This window comes from Paenibacillus humicola (assembly GCF_028826105.1).
Taxonomy (GTDB): domain Bacteria; phylum Bacillota; class Bacilli; order Paenibacillales; family Paenibacillaceae; genus Paenibacillus_Z; species Paenibacillus_Z humicola.
Genome location: NZ_JAQGPL010000001.1, coordinates 4,232,438 through 4,258,167 on the forward strand (window position 1 = coordinate 4,232,438; position 25,730 = coordinate 4,258,167).

The following is a 25,730-nucleotide window of genomic DNA, read 5'->3' on the forward strand; positions in this document are numbered from 1 at the left end:
CCTCTCGTCCCTTCCGACGATGCCTGATTGCATTCTTTGCCGAGGGCCCTTATCTATCCATTTCCACTCTAAATGGACTTTGAATTTATGAAGTAATACATACCTATGCGCGAACCTAAGGGAAATTGCTCTAAATTATATTTGAGATTTCTCCAAAATCCCCCATACTTCTTCGTTCCAGCCGGAATCCGCCCGCGGAGCAATATGGTATAATCTCGGAAGAAAGGGGCGCTGCCGGGAGATGGCCGTCAAGTACGAAACCGAATTGTACCAACCGATCAAATCGTATTACGAAGCGCGCGGATACGAAGTCAAGGGCGAAGTCATGCACTGCGACTTGGTCGCCGTTCATCCGGTAAGCGGCGAGACCGTCCTCGTCGAAATGAAGCGGACGTTCAATCTCGCCCTGCTGCTGCAGGGGATCGACCGGCTGCGGCTCAGCAGCCGGGTGATGCTGGCTGTCGAGCGCAACCGCAAAAAAACCGGCGCCGTGGGCCAGCGGTTCGGCGATCTGGCCGAGCTGTGCCGGATGCTCGGGCTCGGGCTGATGACCGTCACCTTCTTCAAGACGAAGGCGCCGCAGATCGAGCTGCTTTGCCAGCCGGGCGACCTGCCGGTACGCGGGCGGCGCAGGCTTCGCGGCGAGCGGCTGCTCGACGAATTTAACGAGCGCTCCGGGGATTACAATTTGGGCGGCAGCACGGGCCGCAAGCTGGTTACCGCCTACCGCGAAAAGGCACTGCGCGTGGCGTGGGCGCTCGGCGAATACGGCGAGCTGTCTCCGCGCCAGGCTGCGGAGCTGGCGGACGTTCCGCGCGCCGCGCATATCCTGCAGAAGGATTACTACGGCTGGTTCGAGCGGGCGCGCCGCGGCGTCTACCGGCTGCGCCCCGGGGGCGCAGCCGCCGTAGCCGAATTCGCGGACGTCATCGCCGGATGGCACCGGCAGACGACTGACGGTTCGTCAGCCGAAGGATAGCTGCAGCGTGGACGTTAAAACGAATCCGGACGGGTATATAAAGTCGAACGGGGAAGGTGCCGGGATACGGCACGCGTTTCCGGCCGCGGCGGATGCCGGGCAGGAGCCTTGCCGCATCGTTTGAATGTGTGCATCCTCGTAATCGAAAAAAACGGCTTCCGTGCGGTTGCACGGGAGCCGTTTGTTCGTTTGGGACCGATTTTGAACCTTGCGGTTCATGTAACGTTAAAATGCGCGGAACCGGGCGCAGCGCGGCGGCTACAGCTCCCAGTTCAGCTTCACTTCGTGGCCCGTCCGCGACGATTCGTAGATCGCATCGAGCACGAGGTTGTTCGCGAGGCCGCTCATCGCGTCGCTGATCGGCTTTTTGCCTTCCCGGATGCACTGCAGGAAATGGCGGCTCAGACGCACGCGCTCGCCTTCATCGTTATCCGGACGGCGAATGTCCGTCTCGGCCGGGCGGTCAAATTTCTCCGTGAGCAGCTTGCCGACGCTGCCGCGGTAAGCGGCGCCGCCCTCGGTGCCCATCAAGTGGATGAACGGCGTATTATCCGTATCCATATGAACGGCCCAGCTGACCTCCAGCGTCAGCGTGCTGCCATCTTCCATTTTAATCAGCGCGGAAGCCAAGTCCTCCACATCGTAAGTACCGTTCCAATCCGGGGTGCCCCAGCTGCCGATCCCTCTGCGCTTCGGGCCGAACTCCGCGTAGGTCGAGCCGAACACCGATACCGGCTTCGGGCTGCCCATCAAATAAAGCGCCAGGTCCAGCATATGCACGCCGATATCGATCAGCGGACCGCCGCCCGACTGATTCATTTGCGTAAACCAGGTGCCCCAGCCGGGAATGCCCTTCCGGCGGAACCAGCCCGTCTTGGCCGAATAGATCCGCCCGAGCTCGCCGCGGTCGACCTGCTGCTTGATCTGCATCGGCACCGATTCCCAGCGCATCTGATGACCGACCATCAGCACGTTGCCGGACTTCTGCGCCGCTCTGACGATCTGTCTTGCCGCTTCCGCATTGATGCCCATCGGCTTCTCGACCAGCACATGCTTGCCGGCTTCCAGCGCCTGCACGGCGAGCTCGGCATGATAACGGTTCGGCACGCCGATAATGACGGCATCGAGTTCCGGATTCCGGATCAGCTCTTCGTTCGAGCGGGCGACGACCGGAATGTTATAGTCGCGGGCGCGCGTTTCCGCACGAGATAAAATTTCGTCCGTAATCGCGACGATTTCGCATTCGTCCGCAAGCTTGGAAAACTGCGAGAGATGTACGCCGCCAATGTTGCCGGCACCGATCAGGCCGATTTTGATTTTACTGGCATTTTCCATCGTTTCGTCTCCTCCGTCTTCATATCAAATATCGGGTGCGCATCTTTTGCCTGCAGCCGCCGATCGATACCATCATGCTGCCGGTCGGCGATCGGACAAGCCGGGGGCATGCTGACACGTTTGTATGAACGCGCGTTTACGTTTCCATCATATAGACAATTGCAAACGCTGTCAATCATTTCTTCATCGTCACATTTTGACGAAATTTTTCGCCCGTCGGCCGGAGACGGGACCCTCGTACCGCGTCTCTGGCCCTGCGGGTAGGCTGCTGCTAGTGGCGAGCCGGAAACGGAACCGCCGTACCGCGTCCCTGGCCCTGCGAGCAGGCTGCTGCTACCGGCGAGGCCGGAGACGGAACCGCCGTACCGCGTCCCTGGCCCTGCGGGCAGGCTGCTGCTAGCGGCGGGCTGTAAATTCCTCCAGCGCCTCGGCGATGCGGGCGATGCCGACCGCCATACGCTCGCCGCTCGTCTGCGCGAAGCTCAGCCGGGCCGTCGAGCGGTTCGGACGATCCACATAAAACGCGGCGCCCGGAATAAAAGCCGCGCCTTTCAGGAGCGCGCACCGCAGCAGCGCTTCAGCATCAAGCGCCTCCGGCAGCTCCAGCCACAGGAAAAGGCCTCCCCGCGGCTCCGTCCACGATACGTCACCCGGCATGCAGCTGCGCAGCTGCGCCTGCATGTCCCGCATTCGCCGGCCGTATTCCTCTCCAATGCGCCGGATGTGCGCCTCCAGCGGAAACGATCGCAGCAGCTGCTCAAGCAGGCGCTGCTCGAACCCGCCGGTATCGGGAGCGGCAGCCCGTCTCGCCCGCTCCATCATCCGAACCGTCCCGGAACCGGAAGCCGCCCATGCCGTCTGCAGCGAAGGAGCGATTACGCTCGAGTACGTACCGATATAGATGACCGGGCCGTCTTCCGGATTGCCCTGAAGCGCAAAAAGCGAACGCTCTCCCGCTTCCGGGCCGAATTTGATCGCGCCGTACGGATCGTCCTCCAGAATGGAAACGCCGAATCGGCCGCACAGCTCCAGCAGCTGCAGCCGCCGCTTCTCGCTCCATGTCCTCCCGGTCGGATCGCCGAAGGTCGGCATCACATAGATGAGCTTCGTTTTTTTCTCGCGGATGAGCCGCCCCGCTTCCTCAAGGTCCATGCCGTCCTCGCCGCTGTCGACGGAAAGGATTTGCAGGCCGTTTAGCCTGAACAGCTGCAGAGCCATCCGGTTGGCCGGCCGTTCGACCAGCACGGTATCGCCCGGCTCCGCCAATACCCGTACAGCGAAATCGATCGCCTGCAGCGAGCTAGAAGTCACGATCGTCTGTTCCGGCTGTGCCGTCATCCCTGCAGCCGCCATTCGTTCGCACAGCCGTTCGCGCAGCGGCGCCAGTCCTCCCGCCGGCCCGGAAAGCAGTGCCCGCCCGCCCATGCCGAGCACGCTTTGCGCCGCTTCCCCAAGCGCATCGACAGGGATCAGCTCGTCTGCCGGGAGTCCTTCTTCGAACGAAACGACATCGAGTCCCGGTGTTTCCCGCTGCTGCAAGCGCTCGTTTTCCGGTATCATCCGCCGCAATTGTTCCGAATATCGGATTTTCATTTCACCGTCTCCTCTCCTCGTCATTCAAACTGCGTGTACGAACCCTTGCGGCTTCGTACACGCGCCAATTTGCACGCAGTTCCCTGCCGGATTTTGCTAAGCATGCGGTCCTGCGTACACTTGCCCCTGCAGTAGTGTACGCATCGATAGGCGGAGAAGCCACCGGAAATTCCCTTTCTCCTCGCCAAGCCGCCTCGTTCCGTTCGAAAACGCCGCTCATTCGCGCGAACGTAACAACTTGTTCACATCTTTACGCATTTTCTTTTTGAGCCCGGTTGGGTATAATAATGAAAGTACTGGAGGTGCGCAGGATGTCGATAAAATTACTCATCCTCGTGGTCATCACGGTTTTGTTTTTGACCGCCATTCTGACGGCGTCATACAATGACGACAAAACCAAAGGCATCTAAAATAAACGCCGAAGAGCTTCCGCCGTTTAGCGCATGCAATCCGGCCGGAAGCTTTTTGGTTTGCTGCACGACGAAACTTAAAACGAGCTTTGCATCCCGAAGGCTGCAAAGCTCGTTTTAAGTTTCGTATGCGTTCCCTATGTTTAAAAGGAAGTATCGAGTGCGAGTGAATCAGCCGCGGCGAAGCGCCGTCATATCGGACATGCACGCGGCACACAAATAACGCTCCTTAAATTCGCGGACATCTTCCATCGAACCGCAAAATACACAGCGAGGACGATAACGCTCCAAAATGATATGGTCCCCTTGAACGAGTATTTCGACCGGATCTCCTTCATTCATTTGATATCGTTTACGAAGCGATTTGGGCAGCACGATTCTGCCCAGCTGATCGACTTTCCGTACAACGCCAGCAGGTTTCAACGATTTCACCTCTCCAAGATCTTTTTACAATGCATAAGTTTACCTACGCCCCTATACCTTTCGATGGCGTGTCCTGTTTTCCTGCCCTCGCTTAGCATTTTCTTAATATCCTGCAAGTTATGGATGTTCTTTGAAGGATGCTCCATTTATTCCATTCCGGCAAAACCGGTTTGGCGCAGCGCCTCGTAGACGACGATCGCCGCCGAATTCGATAAATTGAGCGATCTGACCTTGTCCGTCATCGGCATCCGCATGCATGTGTCGGCATGCTCGTCGAGCAGCCGCTGCGGGAGCCCCTTCGTCTCCTTGCCGAATACGAACAAATCGCCGTCGCGAAACGAGAAGTCCGTATACCGTTTCGTCCCGCGCGTACTGGTAAAGAAAAAACGGCCGTCCGGATGTTGGTCTTTCACCTCCTGAAACGAATCGTAATAATGGATCGTAACCGCATACCAGTAATCCAGCCCCGCCCGTTTAAGCGTCTTGTCGTCGGTGTTGAAGCCGAGTGGCCGGACAAGATGAAGATGCGTTCCGGTCGCAGCGCATGTCCTGGCGATATTGCCTGTATTGGCCGGAATTTCGGGTTCAACGAGCACGATATGAAAGGCCACTTCTGATTTTCGCCTCCTTATACTTTTACACCCATTTTACGTACCCTTAATCTGCGGAAAAATGTCATTTGCCAAAATAGAGCCAGATTGAAAGAAAAGGAGAACCGGAATTATGAAGAAAAAAATATTGGTCGTCGATGACGAGCCTTCCATCTCCATGCTAATCGAATTCAATCTCAAGCTGGCCGGCTTCGACGTCCGGTCCGTATACGACGGCGAAGCCGTCTTCGACATGCTGAAGCCATTCCGTCCCGATCTCATTGTTCTCGATCTCATGCTGCCGAAGATGGACGGCATCCAGGTATGCCGCGAGCTCCGCAAGCAAAACAATGCCGTGCCGATCGTCATGCTGACGGCCCTGCAGGATGTGACCGATAAAATCGCCGGCCTCGATAACGGAGCGGACGATTACATGACCAAACCGTTCTCTCCGCAGGAGCTGATTTCCCGGATCCAGGCGATTTTCCGACGGACGCAATCCTTGCCCGGAGCCGCCGAAAACGTCGTCCATGAAATCGGCCGTCTGGCCGTATTTGCGGAGCAGCGCGATGTGCATGTCGACGGCAAGCCTGTCGAACTGACGCCGAAGGAATTCGAGCTGCTGCTCTTCCTGTGCCGCCACCGCGGTAAAGTGTTAAGCAGGCAGCAGCTCCTGCACGGCGTCTGGGATTACCATTTTCTTGGCGATACCCGCATCGTTGACGTTCATATCAGCCACCTGCGCGACAAAATCGAACGCAACGCCAGAACGCCGGAATATATTATGACCGTGCGAAACGTCGGCTACAAGCTGACCGGACCGAGCGCCGCCGATTCGTCCTCGCCTGCTTAGCCCGCAGGGGAACATTCGGTAAAGGATCTCCGTCCGGCCGTTACCGGTTCCTTATTTGTGCGAAGACCGCCCGGGCCTGAGATCGATCTCAGACCCGGGCGGTCCTGGTTTGACAGCTCTAGCTGACGGTCATCCGTGACGCCGCTGGAATTCGACCATAAAATCGGCCAGCGCCTTGCAGCTTTCGAGGGGCACCGCATTATACGCCGAGGCGCGCAGACCGCCGACGCTGCGGTGACCTTTCAACCCGACGAATCCGTTCTGTTCGGATTCCTTCACGAACTGCTTCTCCAGCTCTTCCGAAGGGAGCCGGAACGTAATATTCATCATCGAGCGGCTGCCGGAATCGGCAAATCCGCGGTAAAATCCGCCGCTTTGATCGATCTTGTCGTAAATAAGCATCGTTTTGTCGCGGTTAAGCTGCTCGATGGCGGAAACGCCGCCCTTTGCTTTGACCCATTTCAGCATCAGCCCGACCAAATAAACCGAGAACGATGGCGGCGTGTTGTAGAGCGAGTTGTTTTTGACGTGTGTTTCGTAGCGCAGCATGGTCGGCACCGATTTGGGGCTTTCCGCCGCGAGATCCTCGCGCACGATGACGATCGTGACGCCGGACGGACCGAGATTTTTTTGCGCACCGGCATAAATCAGCCCGAACTTCGGTACATCGACCGGGCGGCTCAAAATATCGCTGGACATGTCGGCAATGAGCGGAACGTCACCTGTCTGCGGAAAAGCTTTATACTGCGTGCCTTCAATCGTTTCGTTCGAGGTCACGTGCAGGTATGCGGCGTTGTCCGGCATTTCGATGCTGGCAAGGTCCGGAATGCGGTTGTATTTATCCGCCGCGGAAGTCGCAGCGATCGCCGTCTCTCCGAACAGCTTCGCTTCCTTCACCGCCTTGTCGGCCCACGACCCGGTATGCACGTACGCGCCCGTCTTGCCGGCCGGCAGCAAATTCATCGGGATCATGGCGAATTGGGTGCTTGCCCCGCCCTGAAGGAAAAGAATATGATAATGGCTCGGAATTCCGAACAATTCGCGGAGCAGCTCCTGAGCCTCGTTGTTGACCCGCTCATAAATCGCACTGCGGTGCGACATTTCCATAATCGACATGCCGCTGCCGGCATAATCGACAAATTCCCGCTGCGCCTGCTCCAGCACCTCAAGCGGCAGCGCGGCCGGACCTGCGTTAAAATTAAACGCGCGTTTCGTCAACATTACCCACTCCAGTCTCATAGATACATATGGCTACTATGATAGCAAGTTTGAAGTTTATCAGCAAGTATGAAGTCCCCACACCCTAAGGGCTTCCCCACCCTAAATCCCTCCCAAGGGAGGGACCCCAAGGGCTCCGCCCTCTGGACTCCCGAATATTTGCGGACCTGCCGCGCGGCCGTCTTCGATGGGCCTTTCGTGCCAATTCCCGCTCTTGCCCTCTGGGCAAAGCTTTGTGGCCCGCTTTTATTCGACACGTTTTGCCTTGTCGTGCGTCCTGCTGCTTTCGGTCCCTTATTGGTACAGGATCGCCGGCTGATCCGCTAATCCGGGCAATAAAAATCGGACTTCCCGGTTGGGAAGCCCGATGAGATAACGAATAAATTCGATTAGCAATCGAAGTACAGGCTGTACTCGTGCGGATGAACGCGGATCGATACCGCTTTGGCTTCTTGACGCTTGAATGCCACGTAGTTTTCGATGAAGTCCTTGGAGAAGACGCCGCCTTCCGTCATGAACTCAAAGTCCGCTTCCAAAGCGTCAAGCGCTTCGTCGAGGGAGCCCGGTACGGAACGGATTTCTTTCTTCTCTTCGTCGGACAGCTCGTAAATGTTCTTGTCGAACGGACCGTAGCCCAATGCGACAGGATCGATTTTCCGCTTGATGCCGTCCAGACCTGCCAACAGCATCGCTGCGAACGCGAGGTACGGGTTAGCCGTGGAGTCCGGCGTACGGAACTCGATCCGGCAGCCTTTCGGCGTAACTGCAGCGACCGGAATACGGATTGCCGCGGAACGGTTGCCCTTCGAGAAGACAAGGTTAACCGGTGCTTCGTAACCCGGAACGAGACGCTTGAACGAGTTCGTCGAAGGGTTCGTCAGCGCGATCAGCGCCGGTGCGTGATGCAGAATGCCGCCGATGTAATTCATAGCCATCGGGCTCAGGTTGGCGTATGCGCCTTTATCGTAGAACAGCGGAGAATCGCCGTTGAAAATCGATTGGTGCACGTGCATCCCGCTGCCGTTGTCGCCGAAAAGCGGCTTCGGCATGAATGTAGCGACTTTGCCCCATTGGCGAGCTACATTTTGTACGATATATTTATATTTCAACAGGTTATCAGCCGTTTTCGTCAGCGTATCGAAACGGAAGTTGATTTCGGCTTGGCCGGCCGTCGCCACTTCGTGGTGATGACGCTCGACTCGCATGCCGCTTTCCTGCATCAGGCGAACCATTTCGCTGCGGATGTCCTGCTGGGAATCGACCGGAGCTACCGGGACGTAACCGCCTTTGACGCCAACTTTGAAGCCAAGGTTGCCGCCTTCCTCTTTGCGGTTCGTGTTCCAAGCCGCTTCTTCGGAATCCACAACATAGGTAGAAGAATTCATCGTGCTTTCATAGCGAACGTCGTCGAAAACGAAGAATTCAGACTCAGGAGCAAAAAACGCGGCCGTGCCGATTCCGGAATTTTGCAGATACTCTTCCGCTTTTTGTGCAATGCTGCGCGGATCGCGGTCATAGCGCTCGCCGTCGGGCGTGAAAATGTTGCACATCACGTTAAGCGTCGCATGCTGCGTGAAAGGATCGACAAAAACCGACTCCGTATCCGGCATCATGACCATGTCGGACTCTTCGATACCGCGGAAGCCCGGGATCGAGGAACCGTCGAACGCAACGCCGTTGACAAACGTGTCGCCGTCGACTTCTGTCGCCGGAAGGGTAATATGATGGGCGCGTCCGGACAGGTCAACGAAACGGAAATCGACAAACTGGATGTTGTTTTCTTTAATCGTGTTCAAAACGTTTTGAACTGACATGAGTAAGCTTCCTCCATTTCCGAACATTTGCGTTGGTTTGAACGACGAACGTTCAATTTTTACACAAACTATGTGCCTATTATAAATTTCGCGCACTTTGTCGTCAATAGTTATGTAAGATATTTTTTGAGGAAGTGTCAGGTATCTTCACACATTTGTTGAATGTTTTCCCGCCGCCTGAGCCTTGAAAAATAGAAAGGCCGCAGCCCTTGTTCGACAAGGAGCCGCGGCCTTCGCTTAACGTATGAAAACCGTTCGCGCCAGACGTTTATACAACCTTCCAGGTGGCGAAATGCTCGGCCGGCTGCTTCGTTGTTTCGAACCGTTTGCCGACGAGCGGCGCGAGCTGCTCCAGCTCTTTCAGAAGTCTCGCGAACTGGTCCGGGAAAAGCGACTGAACGCCGTCGCCGGTCATCGAATTGTCCGGATCGGTGTGCATTTCGACGATCAAGCCGTTCGCGCCGGCCGCGACGGATGCTTTGGCCATCGGTTCCACCAGCTCGCGCCGGCCCGTGCCGTGGCTCGGATCGGAAATGACCGGCAGGTGGCTGAGCTCCTGAAGCACCGGGATGGCCGCCAGGTCGAGCGTGTTGCGCGTATACGTTTCAAAGGTACGGATCCCCCGCTCGCAAAGCATAACGTTCGGATTTCCGCCCGCAAGGATATATTCCGCCGCATTTAAGAATTCATCGTACGTCGCGCTGAAGCCCCGTTTCAGCAGGACCGGCTTGCGGATCGTGCCCAGCTTGCGAAGCAGGTCGAAGTTCTGCATGTTGCGCGTGCCCACCTGCAAAATGTCGGCGTATTCGGCGCAAATATCGACATACTCCGGCGTCATGACTTCCGTAATCGTCAGCAGCCCGTGCTTGCTGCCCGCATCGGCCATCATTTTCAGGCCTTCGACGCCGACTCCCTGGAAGCTGTAAGGGCCCGTTCTCGGCTTGAACGCGCCGCCGCGCAGCACCTGGCCGCCGGAAGCTTTGACCAGGCGGGCGATTTCGTCAATCTGCTCCGGGGATTCCACGGCGCAAGGACCGCCCATAATGGTCAGGTTATCCCCGCCGATGCGGACGCCTTTCACCTCGATGATCGTATCGTCGGGGTGGAAATCGCGGCTGGCCAGCTTATACGTTTTCGATATTTTAATGACGTTCTCGACGCCTTTCATTTGGCGCAAATGCTCGGCGAGCGTCGGATCCGCCTGGCCGATGATCCCGATAACGGTGCGGTCCGTCCCGCGCGATACGTGGGCCTGCACACCCGCTCTTTCAATGTGCTTCACAATTTCGCCGATACGCTCTTCCGAAATGTTGCTGTTGGTCACGACGATCATAATGGACAACTCCTTTTCCCGCTTCAACGCGTGTCCGCTTTTATGCTTTGCGGCTTTTATGCTTTTAATCGCTAAAGCAAATATACAGGAAAAAACCGATCTCGTCAAGAGACCGGATTTGAGCTTCCTATCATTCGGCGACCGGTTTCACATCGGTCATCGTCCGCCGAAGCTTCCGCTTCTCGCGGCGCTTGTTGGCGACATATCGGATGCTGAGCTTTACGGGAAAATAAAACAAGAACCCAAGCAGCACGCCGTCAATAATGCCGCCGACGATCAGCTTCAAATTGACGAGCAAAATATGATTGAGCCAGTGCGGCAGAAAATGCAAATGGAACCGCAGATGCCTTGGCAGTACCATACCGCCGACCATGCTGTTAATGAATGCGATCGGAAGGAAAATGATTTTGCCGAAGACAAAACCGACCAGCGCGCCCGCAAGGCTGGCGCGGAGCCAATAAATGAGCGGGAAAATAAGAAAAAATGCCAGACCGTACGTCGGGAGGGTAAACATTTCGACCGCAACGCCGATCGAAAAGCCGAGCGCCACGAACGAAGGACCTCCCGGCGCCCGCATCAAGCCGATATATTTCAGCTTCATCCAGCGGAAGATCGAGCGCTTTTTGTGCGGTGTTTTCATATCTGCGCCCCTTTCGCTCATATGGACGTCTTCGCGCGAACGGCCGGAAGCAGCTTGTTCCTGTTGACGGTTCGGCGAACCTCCCACGTTTCGGGATCGTTGTCGTCGTACCGCTCCAAATACGCGATGACCTCTTTTGTAATCGGCGTCGGCGTGGAAGCGCCGGAAGTTATCGCGACCCGCCGCTTGCCGGCCAGCCACTCGCGTTTGATTTCCGTTACGTCCGCCACCCGGTACGCCTTAACGCCGGCGATCTCCTCGGCAACCTGTGCCAGACGGTTCGAGTTGTTGCTGCGCGGGTCTCCCACGACGATGCAAAGCTCGGCCTGTCCAGCCTGCTCCGCTACCGCCTCCTGGCGCACCTGCGTCGCCAGGCAAATTTCGTTATGAATTTCGGCCGTCGGGAATTTTGCCAGCAGTTTATTCATAATATGCTTGATATCCCATTGCGACATGGTCGTTTGATTCGTAATGATGATCCGCGGCGTGTCCAGCGTCAGCCGGTCGACTTCCTCTTCCTTCTCGATCAGGTGGACATGCTCCGGCGCGATCCCGATCGCCCCTTCCGGCTCGGGATGCCCCTTCTTTCCGATATAAACGATCTCGTACCCCTCGCCCGTCTTCTCGCGGATGAGCTCATGCGTTTTGGTAACGTCGGGACAGGTGGCGTCGACGACCGTGAGTCCTTTCTCCCTCGCGCGTCTTCGCACTTCCGGCGAAACGCCGTGGGCGGTGAAAATAACCGTGCCCCGGTCCACCTGCTCCAAAATATCGAGCCGGTTCTCGCCGTCCAGCGTGATGACGCCCTCCTGCTCGAACGCCTTCGTGACATGGCTGTTATGCACAATCATGCCGAGTATATAGATCGGCCGCGGAAGCTCGAGATTGCGTGCCGTCTGCAGAGCAAGCACCATAGCATCGACAACCCCGTAGCAGTAGCCGCGGGGCGATATTTTGACAATTTCCATTGTTGCACCTGCTTTCCGAAAGCCAAGCCTGAAACCGGATAACCTTCTAAAGTCCCGGTCCTGTTTATTATACCTGATTCGACTGGCCAGGGAAAGCGAGCGGCAGCCATACGGTAAATGTCGTTCCTTCGCCCGCTCGTGTCGATACTTCCACCGAGCCTCCGTGCTCGTCGATAATCCATTTCGCAATCGATAGCCCAAGGCCGGTTCCGCTCGTTTTGCCGCGGGAAACGTCCGCCCGGTAAAACCGTTCGAAAATGTGCGGAATTTCGTCGCTGTCCATGCCGATCCCCGAATCCTCGACGACGACGCCGACCTGATCGGCCGCACGGAGCGAGCGCAGTTCGACATAACCGCTCGGCGTATATTTGAACGCATTTTCCACGAAAATGAAAAAAAGCTGGCGCAGAAAGTCTCCGTGCGCGTTCACATTGGCGCCTTCGAGCGGCTTCAGGTCGCCGATCCGCCATTCGGCGCTGCGCGGCAGCAGCTGGGCGCGGCGGGCGACGTCTTCGACGATCGGCAGCAGCGGCTGCACCTGCTTCTCCATCACGTAGCCGGCATCGGCGCGGGCCAGCGCCAGCAAATCGTTGACGAGGCTCGACATGCGCTTCGCCTCGGCGGCAATGTCCTGCAGCGCTTCGCGCGTCAGAGCGCTTCGCTGCGCCTTTTCGCGCAGCGCCGGAGATACGCTGCCCGCCTCCTCTCCCGCCGGTCCGGGCGCAGAGGATTCGAGCTCGGGCAGCCACATCCGCTCCAGCAGCTCGATGTTGCCGCGAATCGTCGTCAGCGGCGTGCGCAGCTCGTGCGAGGCGTCGGAGACGAAGCGCCGCTGCGCCTTATACGCTTCGTCAAGGCCGTTATAGGTCGTTTCCAGACGGCCGAGCATATTGTTCAGCGTATCGGCGAGCATCCCCATCTCGTCGTTCGGCCCTTCCCGGGAAATGCGCACGCTCAAGTCGGCCCCGTTCTGGATCTGATTGGACGCCAGGATAATATTTTCGATCGGCCGCAGCGCCTGGCGTGCCAGGAAGAGGCCGATCGTGAACGCGATCAGGACGGCGATCATCGACGAAAAGACCAGGATCGTGCGCAGGTCGGAGAGCAGTTTGTCCTCCCGGCCGGAGTAAGCGGCCACCTGCAGAAATCCGACCAGCTGATTTTGCACCAGGATCGGCTGTTCATCGATCAAAAACGGATAAATGCCAACCTTTGTATGCACAAATCTTTCCGAGAAAAGATTCGACTTTAAATCCTCATAGGACGGATAAGGAAACTGAAGATCCCCCAAATTGGACGTAGTTTTCACTTTGTTGTTGGAATAATTGACGATCTGAATATACTGCTCGTTGTCGATATTCGCTTGAGGATCGACAAACAGGTCCAGCGAATTGTTTAAATTCATGACGACCGTAAGATTGTTGTTCAGCTCGATCGCCTGGGCCCGGGTGCGCGTTTTCAAATCGTTGTACGAGTTATAATGAATAATAAAATAAACGGCCATTCCGAAAGCGATCAGCGTCGCCGCGAGCACGACGGAATACCAGAGCGTGAGGCGCAGCCGGATCGACATTGCGTCAGCCTCCTTCCCCTCTCAGCACATAGCCCGTGCCGCGCACGGTCTGGATGAGCCTTTTCGTCCCGCCCTCTTCCGTTTTTTGCCGGAGCATGGCAATGTAAACCTCCAGTACGTTGGACTCCCCGCTGTAGTCGTAGCCCCATATTTTGTCCATGATGGAATCGCGTGTCAGCACGCGCCGCGGATTTTGCATGAACAGGAGCAGCAGGTCGAATTCCTTCGCCGTCAAATCGATGCGGCGGCCGCTGCGAATCGCCTCGCGAGAGTCGAGATCGAGCGTCAGGTCCTCAAACTGCAGGCGCGACGTCTGCTCCTCCAGCTTGTCGGATTTGCGCCGGAGCAGGGCGCGGACGCGGGCAAGCAGCTCCTCCAGCGCGAACGGCTTGACCAAATAATCGTCGGCTCCCAGATCCAGCCCCTTCACGCGGTCCTGCACGTCGTCCTTGGCCGTCAGCATCAAAATCGGCACGCCGCTTCCGCCCTCGCGCACCCGCCGGCACACTTCCCAGCCGTCCACGTGCGGCATCATGACATCCAAAACGAGCAGGTCCGGATCGCAGGTCAGCATCAGCTTCAGCCCTTCCAGCCCGTTGTTCGCCGTCTCTACGACATAGCCTTCAAAGGTCAGGCTTCGGCGCAGCAGCGAGGTGATTTTTTCGTCGTCGTCCACGACCAGAATATGCGGTCTCATCTCATTTCCCCCATCGTTTGGCTTGCGGAACCTATAATCCCTATTATAACGCAAAGCACGGAGGTCCCGTAAACTTAAACGCCGACCGTGACGCCCGCAAAAAAGACGCAGGGCAGCCCTTCGACTGCCTGCGCCTTTCGTTTACGTTTCGTTATTGCTGCTGCGCCTGCGGAAATTGATTCTTGTCGCCGATCGTGACGGTCAAATCCATCGTTTTGCCGTTGCGAATGACGTTAAGCGTGATCTTGTCGCCGACTTTCTTCTTTTGGATATAGGCGATCATATCTTCTTTTGCCGAATACTTCGTACCGTCGATTCCGGTGATGATATCATATTGGCGAAGGTCTGCGTTATAGGCCGGCGTTTTGTACAGCACGTTCACCACGATGGCGCCGTCCGTATCCGAAAGTCCGAGCTGCTGCTGAATATCCGGCGTAATATCGCCGAGCGTCGCGCCGATAAACGGCTGCGGCGTTTTCGGAACGGGCTTGTTGGCTTTCAGATTATCAAGCACATCCTGAATCGTGCTGGACGGAATCGCAAAGCCGATGCCCTGCGCCTGCGTGCTGACGGCCGTGTTGATGCCGATCACTTCGCCGTTCATGTTGATCAGCGGGCCGCCGGAGTTGCCCGGGTTGATCGAAGCGTCGGTCTGCAGCAGATGCTGATAATGGCGCGTGCCTTGGTTATCCGGAATATCGAGCGGCCGCTCCTTCGCGCTGAGCACGCCGACCGTTACCGTATGGTCGAAGCCGTCCGGATTGCCGATCGCGACGACCCAGTCACCGATGGCACTGTTGTTCGAATTGCCGATCGGAAGCGTCGGGAAGCCCGTTCCTTCCACTTTCAGAACGGCCAGGTCGAGATCGTAGCTGCTGCCCAGCTTTTTGGCGACGAGCGGCTGAGACTTGCCTTGAACCACGACTTTGATCTGGTCGGCTCCGTCGATTACGTGCTCATTCGTCAAAATGTACCCGTTAGAATCGAAGAAAAAGCCGCTGCCGAGTCCGGTTTCAACCAAATTGTTGGAGCCTTGACCGGAGTCTCCTCCGTTGTTGCCCTGGCCCTGATCGCCGTAATTGTCGCCGAAAAATTGACGGAAGAACGGATCGTTGAAAAATTCGCTGCCTTGGTTTCCTGACTGCTGCTGCTGATTTTGATAGGTTTCGATTTTTACGACAGCCGGACTTGCCTGCTGGAAGATTTGCGCGATATTGTTCGGCCGTACAACGTCGGCCGCGGTCGAGACGTTTCCGCCGCCGGAAGCGGAGGTTCCGCCCGACGAGTTCGACGCGGTCGCGGCAAGCGACTGGTTGAACGTGAACCAGTTCCCTCTGTCGGCGGCGAACATCAGACCGCCAACGATGACGACACCAGCGAGGAACGAGGAGAACATCGCTCTGAACGACGTCCGGCGCGGCTCTTTCACCTGCCAGCCGCTCCGGGAAGGCTGCGTCGGCGCGAACGCCCGCAGCTGCGGCGGCGTCATTTCCACCGGGCCCGCGCTTCCGGCCTGGTCACGCTCCGCGTTCATCTGCTGCTCGCCCGGCTTGAACGGCCCGTAAGAGTAATAGTACGACGATTTGCCCGCTTCCTGGCCGGAAGCTTCTTCCTTATGATCCTCTCCGCCACTGCGGTCCTGCTCGGTATAGTGCTCATCTTTCCCGCTTTGTCCTCCGGTTTGGAAGAAATCGTCGAAAGGATGCTTTTTGTTCTGATCGTCCATTTGTCTTCTCCTCCTCATGTCCTCCCCGGCCGGGCCTCCGGCCCGTTCAAGGGAGTATTGACTACCCATGAAATGCTGCTATCATATCGCTTTCGTTGTTACTATCATGCACAATCTACCTTAAATCAAACTTAAAAAGAATTTAAACCGACATAAAAAAATAAATCCTTCTACGATCGGCAAATGAACAAGATTAGCCGCGCCGGACCTTGGACTTTCTATCAAAATGCCGGTTCGAGAAGGAAGAAACGTCCGATGCCGTCTTCAGGCAGCGCAGCGGAACGGGCGAAAAGCAACAAAAAATCCGGCGTGCGGGCGATGGTTCGGCCGCTGCCGGATGTCGTTCGTTTGTTACGGAAATAGCGGTTCAACGTGCTCGAGCACCTGTCTGGCCTTGTCGATCCATTTCGCTTCGATTTCGGCGTCTGGGTTTTCGGGATCCTGGAACTGGTTCAGCGTGCCGCCGATTGCCGGCGTCATGGCGTCCGGATCCGTCCCTTCGCGGTACAGATGCTTCAGTACAAACGGCTGCCCGAAACGGATTCGCGCGTTGTTGTCGTCCGTCTCGCCGTCGAGATTGCCGCTGAGGACGCGGAACGGCAGCCGCAGCCAAACCTTGTGCCCTTCGTCGAGAAAACGGTCGAACGAGCCGCGATCGTATTCCCATCCGCCGCCGAGCGCAAACTGATGCTCCTCCAGCTTCGCCATCGCCTGCACATACTCGTTCTCCACCGACTCCAGCCTGGAATGAAGAGGAATCATAACCGGCATCTCCTTCGCAAATTGTTCGCATGCCGATAGATTGCCCCGTTTTGTTCCCGCCTATCCCGTTTTTACCCAGCCTTTGCGGTGGGCGTAGACGGCCAGCTGCGTCCGGTCCTCGAGCTCGCATTTCATCAGCAGATTGGAGACGTGCGTTTTGACGGTTTTAATGCTGATGTGCAGCTCGTCGGCGATCTCCTTGTTCGAACGCCCTTCCGCGATCAGCAGCAGCACTTCCTTCTCCCGCTCGGTAAGTCCCTCGTCCGCCCCTTGCGCAGACCTCTGCCGAAGACCGCGGGTAAGCGCCTGCGAGACATCCGAGGTCATGACCGGCATGCCTTTGACGGCGCCCTGCAGCGCGTAGATCAGCTCTTCAGCGGAAACGGTTTTGAGCACGTAGCTGACCGCTCCGGCCTCGACGGCCGCAACCACCTTTTCGTCCTCCAGAAAGCTTGTCAGCATGACGATTTTCAGCTCGGGAAACTCCTGCATGATCGCGCGGGTCGCTTCGACGCCGTCCATCCGGGGCATCATCAGATCCATTAAAATGACGTGCGGCTGCCCGGCGGGAACGCCTTCCCGCAGCATCTTAAGCGCGTCCTCGCCGTCGCCCGCTTCGGCTACGACGTTAAATTTCGGCTCCAGCATCAAATAGGTGCGCAGGCCGGCCCTCACCATATCGTGATCGTCCACGATCATCACGTTCCACTGCTCATTCCCGCTCATCGACAGTCTCGGCTCCTTCATTGATATAATTCGGCAGCGTCACGCGCACGCGCGTTCCGCTTCCCGGCTTGCTGATAATCGAGGCGTCTCCGCCCAGCTTGCTTGCGCGCTCGCGCATCGTCGACAGCCCGTACGAGCCCCGCTTCACCTGATCGGCCCGGAAGCCGGCGCCGTCGTCCTGCAGCGTCATGACGATTTGCCGCTCGGTCTCGGCGACGGTCAGCAGCGCGGTTTCAGCCCCCGCATGCTTGACGATATTCGCCATCGCCTCCTGAATAATAAGGAAAAGCTGGTGTTCCTTCGCCTCCGACAGCTTTTCCTTCACCCGCCATTCCAGTACGCCCTGAAGCCCGTTCTGCCGGCAGTAATCGGGAAACCACTTGTCGAGCGCCTCGCGCAGCGAGCGCCCTTCCAGCTCAAGCGGCCGAAGCTGCGCGATGAAGCCGCGCATCTGCTTCTGCGCCATCGAAGACATCTGGATGAGCTGGTCCATAACCGCCCCGGCGCGCTCTCTGTCGAGCTCCAGCAGCTTCGGCAGCGAGGAAGCGGACATATGGATCGCGAACAGCTGCTGACTGACCGTATCGTGCAAATCCCGGGCGAGCCGTTTGCGTTCCTCAAGCACCGCGGCTTCGTTGGAAGCCGCCTCCCGCATGACCTGCTCTTCGCCTGAGCGCTGAATCCACTGCATCCGCTCGTCCATCGACTGCAGCATATCGTTAAATTCCTGGAACAGCGCCGTAAACGAACGGGCCCCGTCCTCCGGCAGCCGCGTAGCGTAATTGCCGTGCGCCGCCTGCTTGATGCCGAGGTAGAGCACATCGATGCGGCGCTGAATGCGCTGCGCGGCAAAATAGCCGAACGCCGCACTGACAAGCAAAAAGGCGGCGGCCACGACGATCCACAAATCGCTGTTACGCTCGGGATCGATCGTGCCGCAGCCAAATTCCCAAATAAGGACGGAACAAGCCGAAGAGGCGAGGAACAGCAAAATCATTTCCAATTTGCCGCTTCGGAGCAATTTAACCATCATCGCTCTGCGCTACCCCACCTTCGAGACGCGAACGTCGCCGATAAACGTGCTGACGACCAGCTTGATTTTTTTGTCCGTTTCATGAAAATACGGCGTTTCCACGTTCATATTCCGGAACATGCCGCCTTCCTTGCGGTCAAGCACCGCGACGTCGCCGATGAACGCGCTCGATACGACGTTGACGCCGATTTCGAAATCGTTCGGCAGGAATACTTTGACATCGCCGATAAACGACGAGATGTTGATGCGGGTCTCGCCGGGCAAAATTTGCGCCTTCGTCAGATCGAGCACCGTATCGCCGATAAAATGGGAGATGTTCATCGGCTTCAGCTCCCAGTAATCCTGCCCGACATAAATATCGCCGATAAAGCCGGACCGGTTCTGCACGTTCGGATCGTAATTCCACCATTCGGTCCGATTATGGCGGCCCGCATGCCTCCGGGCGTGATATTCGAGCCGCTCGCGCATCCGTTCGGCTTTTCGCTCCCAGCGGTCCATCTTGCGTTCCATCCGATAGCCGCGATGCATGCCGTGAAAGCCATGCTTCCCGTAGTAGCGTCCGCCCGAATCCGGAATACCGGACGACTGCTGATCATACCCGGTGCGGGTGCCAGCATCCGCCGGCCCCGCTTCTCCCTCGGAAAAGGGCGCGCCTTTCTCCCGATCGTCCGGCGACGACTTCGTCGGGTCGGGATGAAGCGGCGGAGCCGGCGGCACGGAATCGTCCGTAGGCCCGTAACTGTATGCCTTCCATTCGTCGGAAGGGGCGGCTGTGTTCCGTTTCCTCGGTCTCATGATCATGCGGAGCCCGAACAAAATGATGACGAGCGGGACGATGGACTGAACCAGGTCGTGCGTCTGCCAATTGAAGAAGAAACCGAAATTGCGGCTGAGAAACGCCGCGCCGACAATCATCAGAATCCAGCTGCCCCAGTAAGAGCCGCCGCCGCTGACCGCCCGCCGAAGCAGCCCCTGCAGACCGAGAAAGATCAGAAACGCCGGCCAGAACAGGCGAACGACTTCCCCGATGTCGATGTGGATAAAGCCGGTCTGCCTCATCAATAAGCCGATCCCGATTACGATAATGAACAATCCCCACATTAACCGGCTTACAAATTGTCCGTTCATATGCTGCACCAGCTCCCAATCGCGCTTTTACAAATTTGTACGCACCCGCTTTGATAGGGCCGCCGGAGGCCGTTCCGGTCCGGGGCCGTCGTCAGGTTGTATTCAAAGTATACCCGATGCCGATGTGAGCCTAAAAGGGTCTGACGGTTGAAACCGTCCTACATCTCCAGACGGAGAGCGGGCGGCGCCGAATTCGTTGACATCGTTTGCGCGGCGCCTATATAATGATGGACGGACTGGAGCTCGAGATAAAACCTTACATGAATTTCTTCAAGACAGGGGATGAACGCATGGATATGGCCACGCTGTCGAAGGGGCTCGACACGATATGGGTCGTCCTGACGGCGGCCATGATACTGCTGATGGAGGGCGGCTTCGCGCTGCTGGAGGCCGGCTTCGTCAGACAAAAGAACGCCGTCAGCATTATTATGAAGGTGTTCGTCGATATCACGTTCGGCGCGCTTATTTTTTATTTCTTCGGGTTCGGGCTGATGTACGGCAAAGACGCCGGCGGCCTGATCGGTACGTCCGGCTTTATGCTGGGCGGCGATCTGTCGCATATCAAGCTGAATATCTCTCACGATACGTTCTGGCTGTTCCAATGCGCCTTCGTCATCGCGGTCATCTCCATCGTCTCGGGCGCCGTCGCCGAGCGCATTCATTTTCGCGCTTACATCCTGTATACGATTGTGATGACGGGATTTATTTATCCGCTGGCCGGCCATTGGGTGTGGGAAGTCGACGGCTGGCTGTACAAGCTCGGGATGATCGATTTCGCCGGTTCCGCGGTCATCCACGCGCTAGGCGGCTTCTCGGCGCTGGCGGCAGCGATCTTCATCGGTCCGCGGATCGGCAAATTTATGCCGGACGGCAAAGCCGGCATCGTTCCGCCTTCGAATCTGCCGCTCGCTTCGGTCGGCGCGTTTATTCTCTGGTTCGGCTGGTTCGGCTTTAACTCGGGCAGCACGCTCAGCGCTACGAACGGCTCGATCGGCCATATCGCCGTCACGACGATGCTCGCCGCTTCCGCCGGAGGCGCGGCCTGCATCCTGTTCACCATGTTCCGGTATCAAAAGGCAGATCCGCCGATGGTCATCAACGGATCGCTTGCCGGCCTTGTCGGTATTACCGCCGGCTGCTCGTTCGTATCGGACGGCGCGGCGATCTTCATCGGTATCGTATGCGGCATTGCGATGGTGTTTGCGACCGAAATGCTAGAACGCAGACGGATCGACGATCCCGTCGGCGCCTTCGCCGTTCACGGCATCAGCGGCAGTCTCGGCACGCTCGCCGTCGGCCTGTTCGCGAAGCCGGAGCTGCTCGGCGCAGGCCACGCCTACGGCCTGTTCTACGGCGGCGGGTGGAAGCTGCTCGGCGTACAAGCGCTTGGACTTGCAACCGTTTCGGTCTGGGGCTTCGCGCTCACCTGGGCCGCTTTCTGGCTCATCCGCAAGGCAATGCCGGTGCGCGTTTCGAAGGATGAGGAGCTGATCGGTCTCGATGTCGGCATTCACGGCGTGCCGGCCTATAATCAGGAGCACGACTTTCTCGATTTGGACCGGCTGAAGGCCGAAAATTAAACAAACCTCCGCAAATCGCGCAGCCTTCGGGGCTGCGCGGCAGCGGAGGTTTTTTCATCGTTCCATGCGCTGGCGGCTAAAGGGAAGGAAGCCGGAATGCTGACGGTTTCCATTAAAAAACCGTCCTGAAAAGGACGGCTCCGGTTAACGGATCAGTTCGCCCGCCAATTCGCTCGAGACGGCGACGATTTCGGACGGATTCGGATGATTCAGGATCTCCCGCGCGTTCTCGACTTCAAGACGGAGAGCGCGAACCTTCTCCATCGGCTTCTTCACATAATGGATATATTCGAGGGCAAGATGGTGATCCGGCTTTTTACCGGATAACAGGCGGCGAAGCGCAGACATCGATTGATACGCGCGTTCTTCCAACAGGCGCCGCTTCTCGTAGCGCTCGACCATCTGCTCGATTTCGGCGATTTCCTGTTCCTTCTTCGCGATATAAGCCTCCAAAAACGGAATCACTTCCGCAGCTTTGCGATGCTTCACCCGCGAAGGCGAACCGTACGTAATCGGATCCGTCATGAGAATTCCCCTATCCCTGCATGTTATAAATCGTTACATGATCAATTTTACACGATCGGAACGGATTTGAAAACAGCTTTTTTGACGCGGACAGGCGGGCTGGAACGAGAAGAAGGCAAAGGCTGATTTTCTTATTTGATAAAAAAAGGAGCCCGTTGACAGGCTCCTCCTTTGTTCGCCAAGCGGGGCGAACGTTATTTTTGTGCGTTTTGCGTAGCGCTTTTGTTGGCTGTGTCGGCCGTATTGGCCGTGTTCGTATTGAGATCCGTTGCAAATTCGGCATCGTATTGGTTTTGGGGCGCGTTCGTTTTGTTTTTGTTTTTTGCCATGGTGATCACCTCCCCGTACACCACTAGTATGGCGGGTGGTTGGGAGCATTATGTATCGGCTTCGCATGTTCGGGCTTTAGCCCTGCTGCATCCCGCCCATCCACTGCTTCAGCTGCACCTTGCTGCGGTGAATGCGGGCTTTTACCGTGCCGACGGGGATATGCATTCTGTCTGCGATTTCCTGATCCTTGAATCCGTAATAAAATTTATATAATAGCATGGTCCTCGACCGCGAATCCAGCTGCGACAGCAGCTCCGCAATTTCCAGCATCAGCGCCGTTTCGCCGCCTCCGGCCGTTTCGCCTGCCGGGTCGAACAGCCTGGAAGCCTGCGCCCGCATCGTCTGGCGGTTAATGTTGATCGCGACGTTGGCCGTAATCGTCTTGGCCCATGAAGAGAGCTTGCTCTGTTCCCTTAACGTGTCCTGCTTCATTAAAATGCGCACCCACGCCTCCTGCACCGCATCCTGCGCATCCGATTTGTTTCTGCATTTTGAGTAAGCGACGCGAATCATCTGACTGTAAAGTTCAAGTAGTTTCTCCTCACGCTGCTGATCCTGCACGCTATCGCCGCAACCGATCGGTGAAAACTCATTGTTCATTCGATCCGCCCCTATTAATGATAACTCCTGCATTATTTTACCACATTTTCAATGCGAAAAAAAGAAGAATGTCCCGCCTTTTGAAACCTGCGGTCCCACTCTTCTGCAAAATTCGTCACGATTCCAGCCTTTTGCCGGGCAGACGCTTCTCGGCGGCGACGGCTTCGTTCAGCGCGTTCAGCGAAGCTTCGGTAAGCCGCCCGCTTCCCTGCCGCAGCACCCGCACGACGACCTTGCGCTTGCCCCACTGCTGGAAAACCTGCTTTTTCGTTTCAAAATAAAGGTCGATCTTCCGGCCTTTGATCGCTGACCCCGTATCGGCTACGATCGCATAGCCGTAACCGGGAACGTACAGCAGCGTGCCGATCGGAAACACTTTGGGGTCCGCCGCGATCGTCGATACCGCGCCGCGTCTGACTTTAACCCCGGAATACGTAATGCCGTACAGCGGATGGCCCGGTCTTTTGCCGGTCGATTCCACGCCTGCCGTGTAGCCGGTGGCGATGACCTGCACCTGCCGGGCCTTCGCGCCCGCCGTATCGTTCCAGAGAACGGCCGGCAAAGCATCTTCTTTATGTGCAGCGGCTCCCGCGCGCCTGTCGGCCTCGGACGGCTTCGCTTCCTCTTCGCCGGCAGCGGTTCCTTCCGCAGGGACGGAGCCGGCAAACAGCGCAATGCTAAGTAGCGTGACGAGACCCAGACGCCGCCGGGCCGAAAAAAAGCTTGTCATCATCTGGGATGCAGCCTCCTTAAACGAAGGGTTCCCCGATGTGACAAGCTTTATGCGGCGGGCCGGCAGGCTGCTCCGACCGCCAGCCTGCCGCCACCTCCTCAGATCGTTTTGCTGCGGATCTCCTCCTGAAGGAGGCCGATCATTTCGTCCAACGGCTTGCCGCCCAAGTCGCCTTCGCCGCGCTTCCGGACCGAAACGGTGCCCGTCTGCGCTTCGTTATCGCCGACGACAAACATGTACGGCATTTTTTCCAGCTGAGCCTCGCGGATTTTATAGCCGAGCTTCTCATTGCGAAGGTCGGATTCGACACGAATGCCGGCGGCCCGAAGCTTGTCTTCGACTTCGCGGGCATACGCCTCGTACGCGGTCGAGACGGGAATGATTTTCGCCTGCACCGGGGACAGCCATAACGGCAGCGCGCCCGCAAAATTTTCCAGCAAGAAGGCCGTCATCCGTTCCATCGTGCTTATGATACCGCGGTGAATGACGACCGGACGGTGCTTCTTGCCGTCGTCGCCGACGTATTCAAGCTCGAACCGCTCGGGAAGCAGGAAATCGAGCTGCGCCGTCGACAGCGTCTCCTCTTTGCCGAGCGCGGTCTTGATCTGTACGTCCAGCTTCGGACCGTAGAATGCGGCTTCGCCTTCAGCCTCGAAATACGGCAGCTCGAGCTCCTCGGCGACTTCCTTCAGCATTCGCTGCGACATTTCCCACATCTCATCGTTCGGAAAATATTTCTCGGTATCCTGCGGATCGCGGTACGACAGGCGGAAACGGTAATCCCGGATGCCGAAATCCTCATAGACGCGGCGAATGAGCCCGATAACCCGCGTGAACTCGTCTTTGATTTGGTCGGGACGGCAAAAAATGTGCGCGTCGTTCAGCGTCATCGCACGAACGCGGTGCAGCCCCGTCAAGGCGCCGGACATTTCGTAGCGGTGCATCGTGCCGAGCTCGGCGATCCGGACCGGCAGGTCGCGGTACGAGCGCATTTCGCTTTTGTAAACCATCATGTGATGCGGGCAGTTCATGGGCCGAAGGACAAGCTCTTCGTTATCGAGCGCCATAAGCGGGAACATGTCCTCGCTGTAATGCTCCCAGTGGCCGCTCGTCTTGTACAGCTCGACGTTGGCAAGTACGGGCGTATAAACATGCTGATAGCCCAGGCTGTCCTCGAGGTCGACGATGTACCGCTCCAGCGTGCGGCGCAGCTTGGCGCCGTTCGGCAGCCATAGCGGCAGCCCCTGACCGACCTCGCGCGAGAAGGTGAACATGTTCAGCTCGCGGCCGAGCTTGCGGTGGTCGCGCTTCTTCGCTTCCTCGAGAAAATGCAGATGCTCGTCGAGCTGCGATTTCTTCGGAAATGCCGTACCGTAAATGCGCTGCAGCATTTTGTTCTTGGAATCGCCGCGCCAGTAGGCGCCTGCGACGCTGAGCAGCTTGAACGCTTTGATCCGCCCGGTCGACGGCAGATGGGGACCGCGGCATAGATCGAAAAACTCGCCCTGGTCGTAAATCGTAATTTCGACGTCCTGCGGCAGATCGCGGATCAGCTCCAGCTTGAGCGGATCGCCGAGCTCGGTGAACACGTCGACCGCTTCCTCGCGGCTGACCGAGCGGCGGCGGATCGGCAGGTCCTCCTGTACGATCCGCTCCATTTCCTTCTCGATCTTCGTCAAATCCTCGGGCGTCAGCGACTGCTCCATGTCGATATCGTAATAAAAGCCGTCCTCGATGACCGGCCCGATACCGAGCTTGACGTCCGTGTTGCCGTACAGCCGTTTAATCGCCTGCGCCATTAAATGGGCGGTGCTGTGGCGGTATACCTCCAGCCCCTCCGGCGTATCGACGGTCAGGATCTGGACGTCCGCATCGCCTTCGAGCGGCGCATACAGGTCCACCACCTTGCCGTTTACTTTACCGGCGATCGCGTTTTTCTTCAGCCCTTGGCTGATCGAGCCGGCGACCTCCTCGACGGTCGTGCCGCGCTCGTATTCCCGGACGGCGCCGTCCGGCAGCTTTACTTGAATGGCCATTTGTAACCCCTCCACTTATTGAAGATTCAAGCTTACCCGGAGGCGCGGCCAACAAAAAAAGCACGCGCCCCCGCGAAGGGACGAGTGCTTGTGATGACCCGTGGTTCCACCCTGCTTCAACCGGC

25 protein-coding genes are annotated in these 25,730 nt (G+C 57.4%); 3 read left to right on the top strand and 22 right to left on the bottom strand.

What is annotated here, in order from left to right:
* The first annotated feature begins 241 nt into the window (after positions 1 to 241).
* On the top strand, positions 242 to 979 hold the full coding sequence (locus tag PD282_RS19425; protein WP_274652377.1) for a DUF2161 family putative PD-(D/E)XK-type phosphodiesterase: 738 nt from the start codon (positions 242 to 244) through the stop codon (positions 977 to 979).
* A gap of 258 nt (positions 980 to 1,237) precedes the next feature.
* Here the strand turns inward: PD282_RS19425 and PD282_RS19430 are convergent, their stop codons facing one another.
* From PD282_RS19430 to trmL, 4 genes are all read right to left on the bottom strand, one after another.
* The gene (locus PD282_RS19430; protein ID WP_274652379.1) at positions 1,238 to 2,314 is read right to left on the bottom strand and encodes a Gfo/Idh/MocA family protein; all 1,077 of its coding nucleotides are present in this window, start codon (positions 2,312 to 2,314) and stop codon (positions 1,238 to 1,240) included.
* Positions 2,315 to 2,710: 396 nt separating this feature from the next.
* On the bottom strand, positions 2,711 to 3,907 hold the full coding sequence (locus PD282_RS19435) for an aminotransferase-like domain-containing protein (protein ID WP_274652381.1): 1,197 nt from the start codon (positions 3,905 to 3,907) through the stop codon (positions 2,711 to 2,713).
* Between the two features lie 581 nt (positions 3,908 to 4,488).
* On the bottom strand, positions 4,489 to 4,740 hold the full coding sequence (locus PD282_RS19440; protein ID WP_274652383.1) for an AbrB/MazE/SpoVT family DNA-binding domain-containing protein: 252 nt from the start codon (positions 4,738 to 4,740) through the stop codon (positions 4,489 to 4,491).
* A gap of 146 nt (positions 4,741 to 4,886) precedes the next feature.
* Positions 4,887 to 5,351, bottom strand: coding sequence for a tRNA (uridine(34)/cytosine(34)/5-carboxymethylaminomethyluridine(34)-2'-O)-methyltransferase TrmL (trmL, locus tag PD282_RS19445; protein WP_274652385.1), 465 nt, complete (start codon positions 5,349 to 5,351; stop codon positions 4,887 to 4,889).
* Between the two features lie 112 nt (positions 5,352 to 5,463).
* Here trmL and PD282_RS19450 point away from each other — a divergent pair, with 112 nt between their 5' ends.
* Complete coding sequence (locus PD282_RS19450) at positions 5,464 to 6,183, top strand: response regulator transcription factor (RefSeq protein ID WP_274652386.1); 720 nt, start codon at positions 5,464 to 5,466, stop codon at positions 6,181 to 6,183.
* Positions 6,184 to 6,312: 129 nt separating this feature from the next.
* On the opposite strand, the gene serC is transcribed toward PD282_RS19450, so the two are convergent.
* From serC to liaF, 13 genes are all read right to left on the bottom strand, one after another.
* The gene (serC, locus tag PD282_RS19455; protein ID WP_274655328.1) at positions 6,313 to 7,401 is read right to left on the bottom strand and encodes a 3-phosphoserine/phosphohydroxythreonine transaminase; all 1,089 of its coding nucleotides are present in this window, start codon (positions 7,399 to 7,401) and stop codon (positions 6,313 to 6,315) included.
* Between the two features lie 389 nt (positions 7,402 to 7,790).
* Positions 7,791 to 9,215, bottom strand: a complete 1,425-nt coding sequence (gene glnA, locus PD282_RS19460) for a type I glutamate--ammonia ligase (RefSeq protein ID WP_274652388.1) — start codon at positions 9,213 to 9,215, stop codon at positions 7,791 to 7,793.
* 268 nt (positions 9,216 to 9,483) lie between these two features.
* A complete protein-coding gene (aroF, locus tag PD282_RS19465) occupies positions 9,484 to 10,548 on the bottom strand; it encodes a 3-deoxy-7-phosphoheptulonate synthase (protein WP_274652390.1) in 1,065 nt (354 codons plus the stop codon).
* Between the two features lie 130 nt (positions 10,549 to 10,678).
* The gene (locus PD282_RS19470) at positions 10,679 to 11,188 is read right to left on the bottom strand and encodes a DUF2062 domain-containing protein (RefSeq protein WP_274652392.1); all 510 of its coding nucleotides are present in this window, start codon (positions 11,186 to 11,188) and stop codon (positions 10,679 to 10,681) included.
* A 17-nt stretch (positions 11,189 to 11,205) separates the two neighbouring features.
* Entirely contained in the window at positions 11,206 to 12,156 is a 951-nt protein-coding gene (locus PD282_RS19475) for a 4-hydroxy-3-methylbut-2-enyl diphosphate reductase (RefSeq protein ID WP_274652394.1), read from the bottom strand.
* A 67-nt stretch (positions 12,157 to 12,223) separates the two neighbouring features.
* Entirely contained in the window at positions 12,224 to 13,729 is a 1,506-nt protein-coding gene (locus PD282_RS19480; protein ID WP_274652396.1) for a sensor histidine kinase, read from the bottom strand.
* 4 nt (positions 13,730 to 13,733) lie between these two features.
* Entirely contained in the window at positions 13,734 to 14,426 is a 693-nt protein-coding gene (locus PD282_RS19485; RefSeq protein WP_274652398.1) for a response regulator transcription factor, read from the bottom strand.
* 151 nt (positions 14,427 to 14,577) lie between these two features.
* Positions 14,578 to 16,152 (bottom strand): S1C family serine protease, encoded by a 1,575-nt coding sequence (locus PD282_RS19490; protein ID WP_274652399.1) that lies wholly within the window; start codon positions 16,150 to 16,152, stop codon positions 14,578 to 14,580.
* 221 nt (positions 16,153 to 16,373) lie between these two features.
* The gene (locus PD282_RS19495; protein WP_274652401.1) at positions 16,374 to 16,523 is read right to left on the bottom strand and encodes a hypothetical protein; all 150 of its coding nucleotides are present in this window, start codon (positions 16,521 to 16,523) and stop codon (positions 16,374 to 16,376) included.
* A complete protein-coding gene (locus PD282_RS19500) occupies positions 16,504 to 16,914 on the bottom strand; it encodes a YugN family protein (protein ID WP_274652403.1) in 411 nt (136 codons plus the stop codon). Before PD282_RS19500 ends, PD282_RS19495 begins: the two co-directional genes overlap by 20 nt.
* 60 nt (positions 16,915 to 16,974) lie before the next feature.
* A complete protein-coding gene (locus PD282_RS19505; RefSeq protein ID WP_274652405.1) occupies positions 16,975 to 17,640 on the bottom strand; it encodes a response regulator in 666 nt (221 codons plus the stop codon).
* The gene (locus PD282_RS19510; RefSeq protein WP_274652407.1) at positions 17,627 to 18,673 is read right to left on the bottom strand and encodes a HAMP domain-containing sensor histidine kinase; all 1,047 of its coding nucleotides are present in this window, start codon (positions 18,671 to 18,673) and stop codon (positions 17,627 to 17,629) included. Before PD282_RS19510 ends, PD282_RS19505 begins: the two co-directional genes overlap by 14 nt.
* A 9-nt stretch (positions 18,674 to 18,682) precedes the next feature.
* Positions 18,683 to 19,801: a cell wall-active antibiotics response protein LiaF gene (gene liaF, locus PD282_RS19515; protein WP_274652409.1), complete on the bottom strand. Its 1,119-nt coding sequence runs from the start codon at positions 19,799 to 19,801 to the stop codon at positions 18,683 to 18,685.
* 290 nt (positions 19,802 to 20,091) lie between these two features.
* On the opposite strand from liaF, the gene PD282_RS19520 reads away from it, so the two are divergent.
* A complete protein-coding gene (locus tag PD282_RS19520) occupies positions 20,092 to 21,381 on the top strand; it encodes an ammonium transporter (protein WP_274652410.1) in 1,290 nt (429 codons plus the stop codon).
* 144 nt (positions 21,382 to 21,525) lie between these two features.
* Here the strand turns inward: PD282_RS19520 and PD282_RS19525 are convergent, their stop codons facing one another.
* The 5 genes from PD282_RS19525 to thrS form a co-directional block, all read right to left on the bottom strand.
* The gene (locus PD282_RS19525; RefSeq protein ID WP_274652412.1) at positions 21,526 to 21,906 is read right to left on the bottom strand and encodes a hypothetical protein; all 381 of its coding nucleotides are present in this window, start codon (positions 21,904 to 21,906) and stop codon (positions 21,526 to 21,528) included.
* 194 nt (positions 21,907 to 22,100) lie between these two features.
* Positions 22,101 to 22,235 (bottom strand): hypothetical protein, encoded by a 135-nt coding sequence (locus PD282_RS19530; RefSeq protein ID WP_274652415.1) that lies wholly within the window; start codon positions 22,233 to 22,235, stop codon positions 22,101 to 22,103.
* Between the two features lie 76 nt (positions 22,236 to 22,311).
* Entirely contained in the window at positions 22,312 to 22,836 is a 525-nt protein-coding gene (locus PD282_RS19535) for an RNA polymerase sigma factor (RefSeq protein WP_274652417.1), read from the bottom strand.
* Between the two features lie 115 nt (positions 22,837 to 22,951).
* A complete protein-coding gene (locus tag PD282_RS19540) occupies positions 22,952 to 23,569 on the bottom strand; it encodes a 3D domain-containing protein (protein ID WP_274652419.1) in 618 nt (205 codons plus the stop codon).
* A gap of 98 nt (positions 23,570 to 23,667) precedes the next feature.
* Positions 23,668 to 25,605: a threonine--tRNA ligase gene (thrS, locus tag PD282_RS19545; RefSeq protein WP_274652420.1), complete on the bottom strand. Its 1,938-nt coding sequence runs from the start codon at positions 25,603 to 25,605 to the stop codon at positions 23,668 to 23,670.
* Positions 25,606 to 25,730 lie beyond the last annotated feature (125 nt).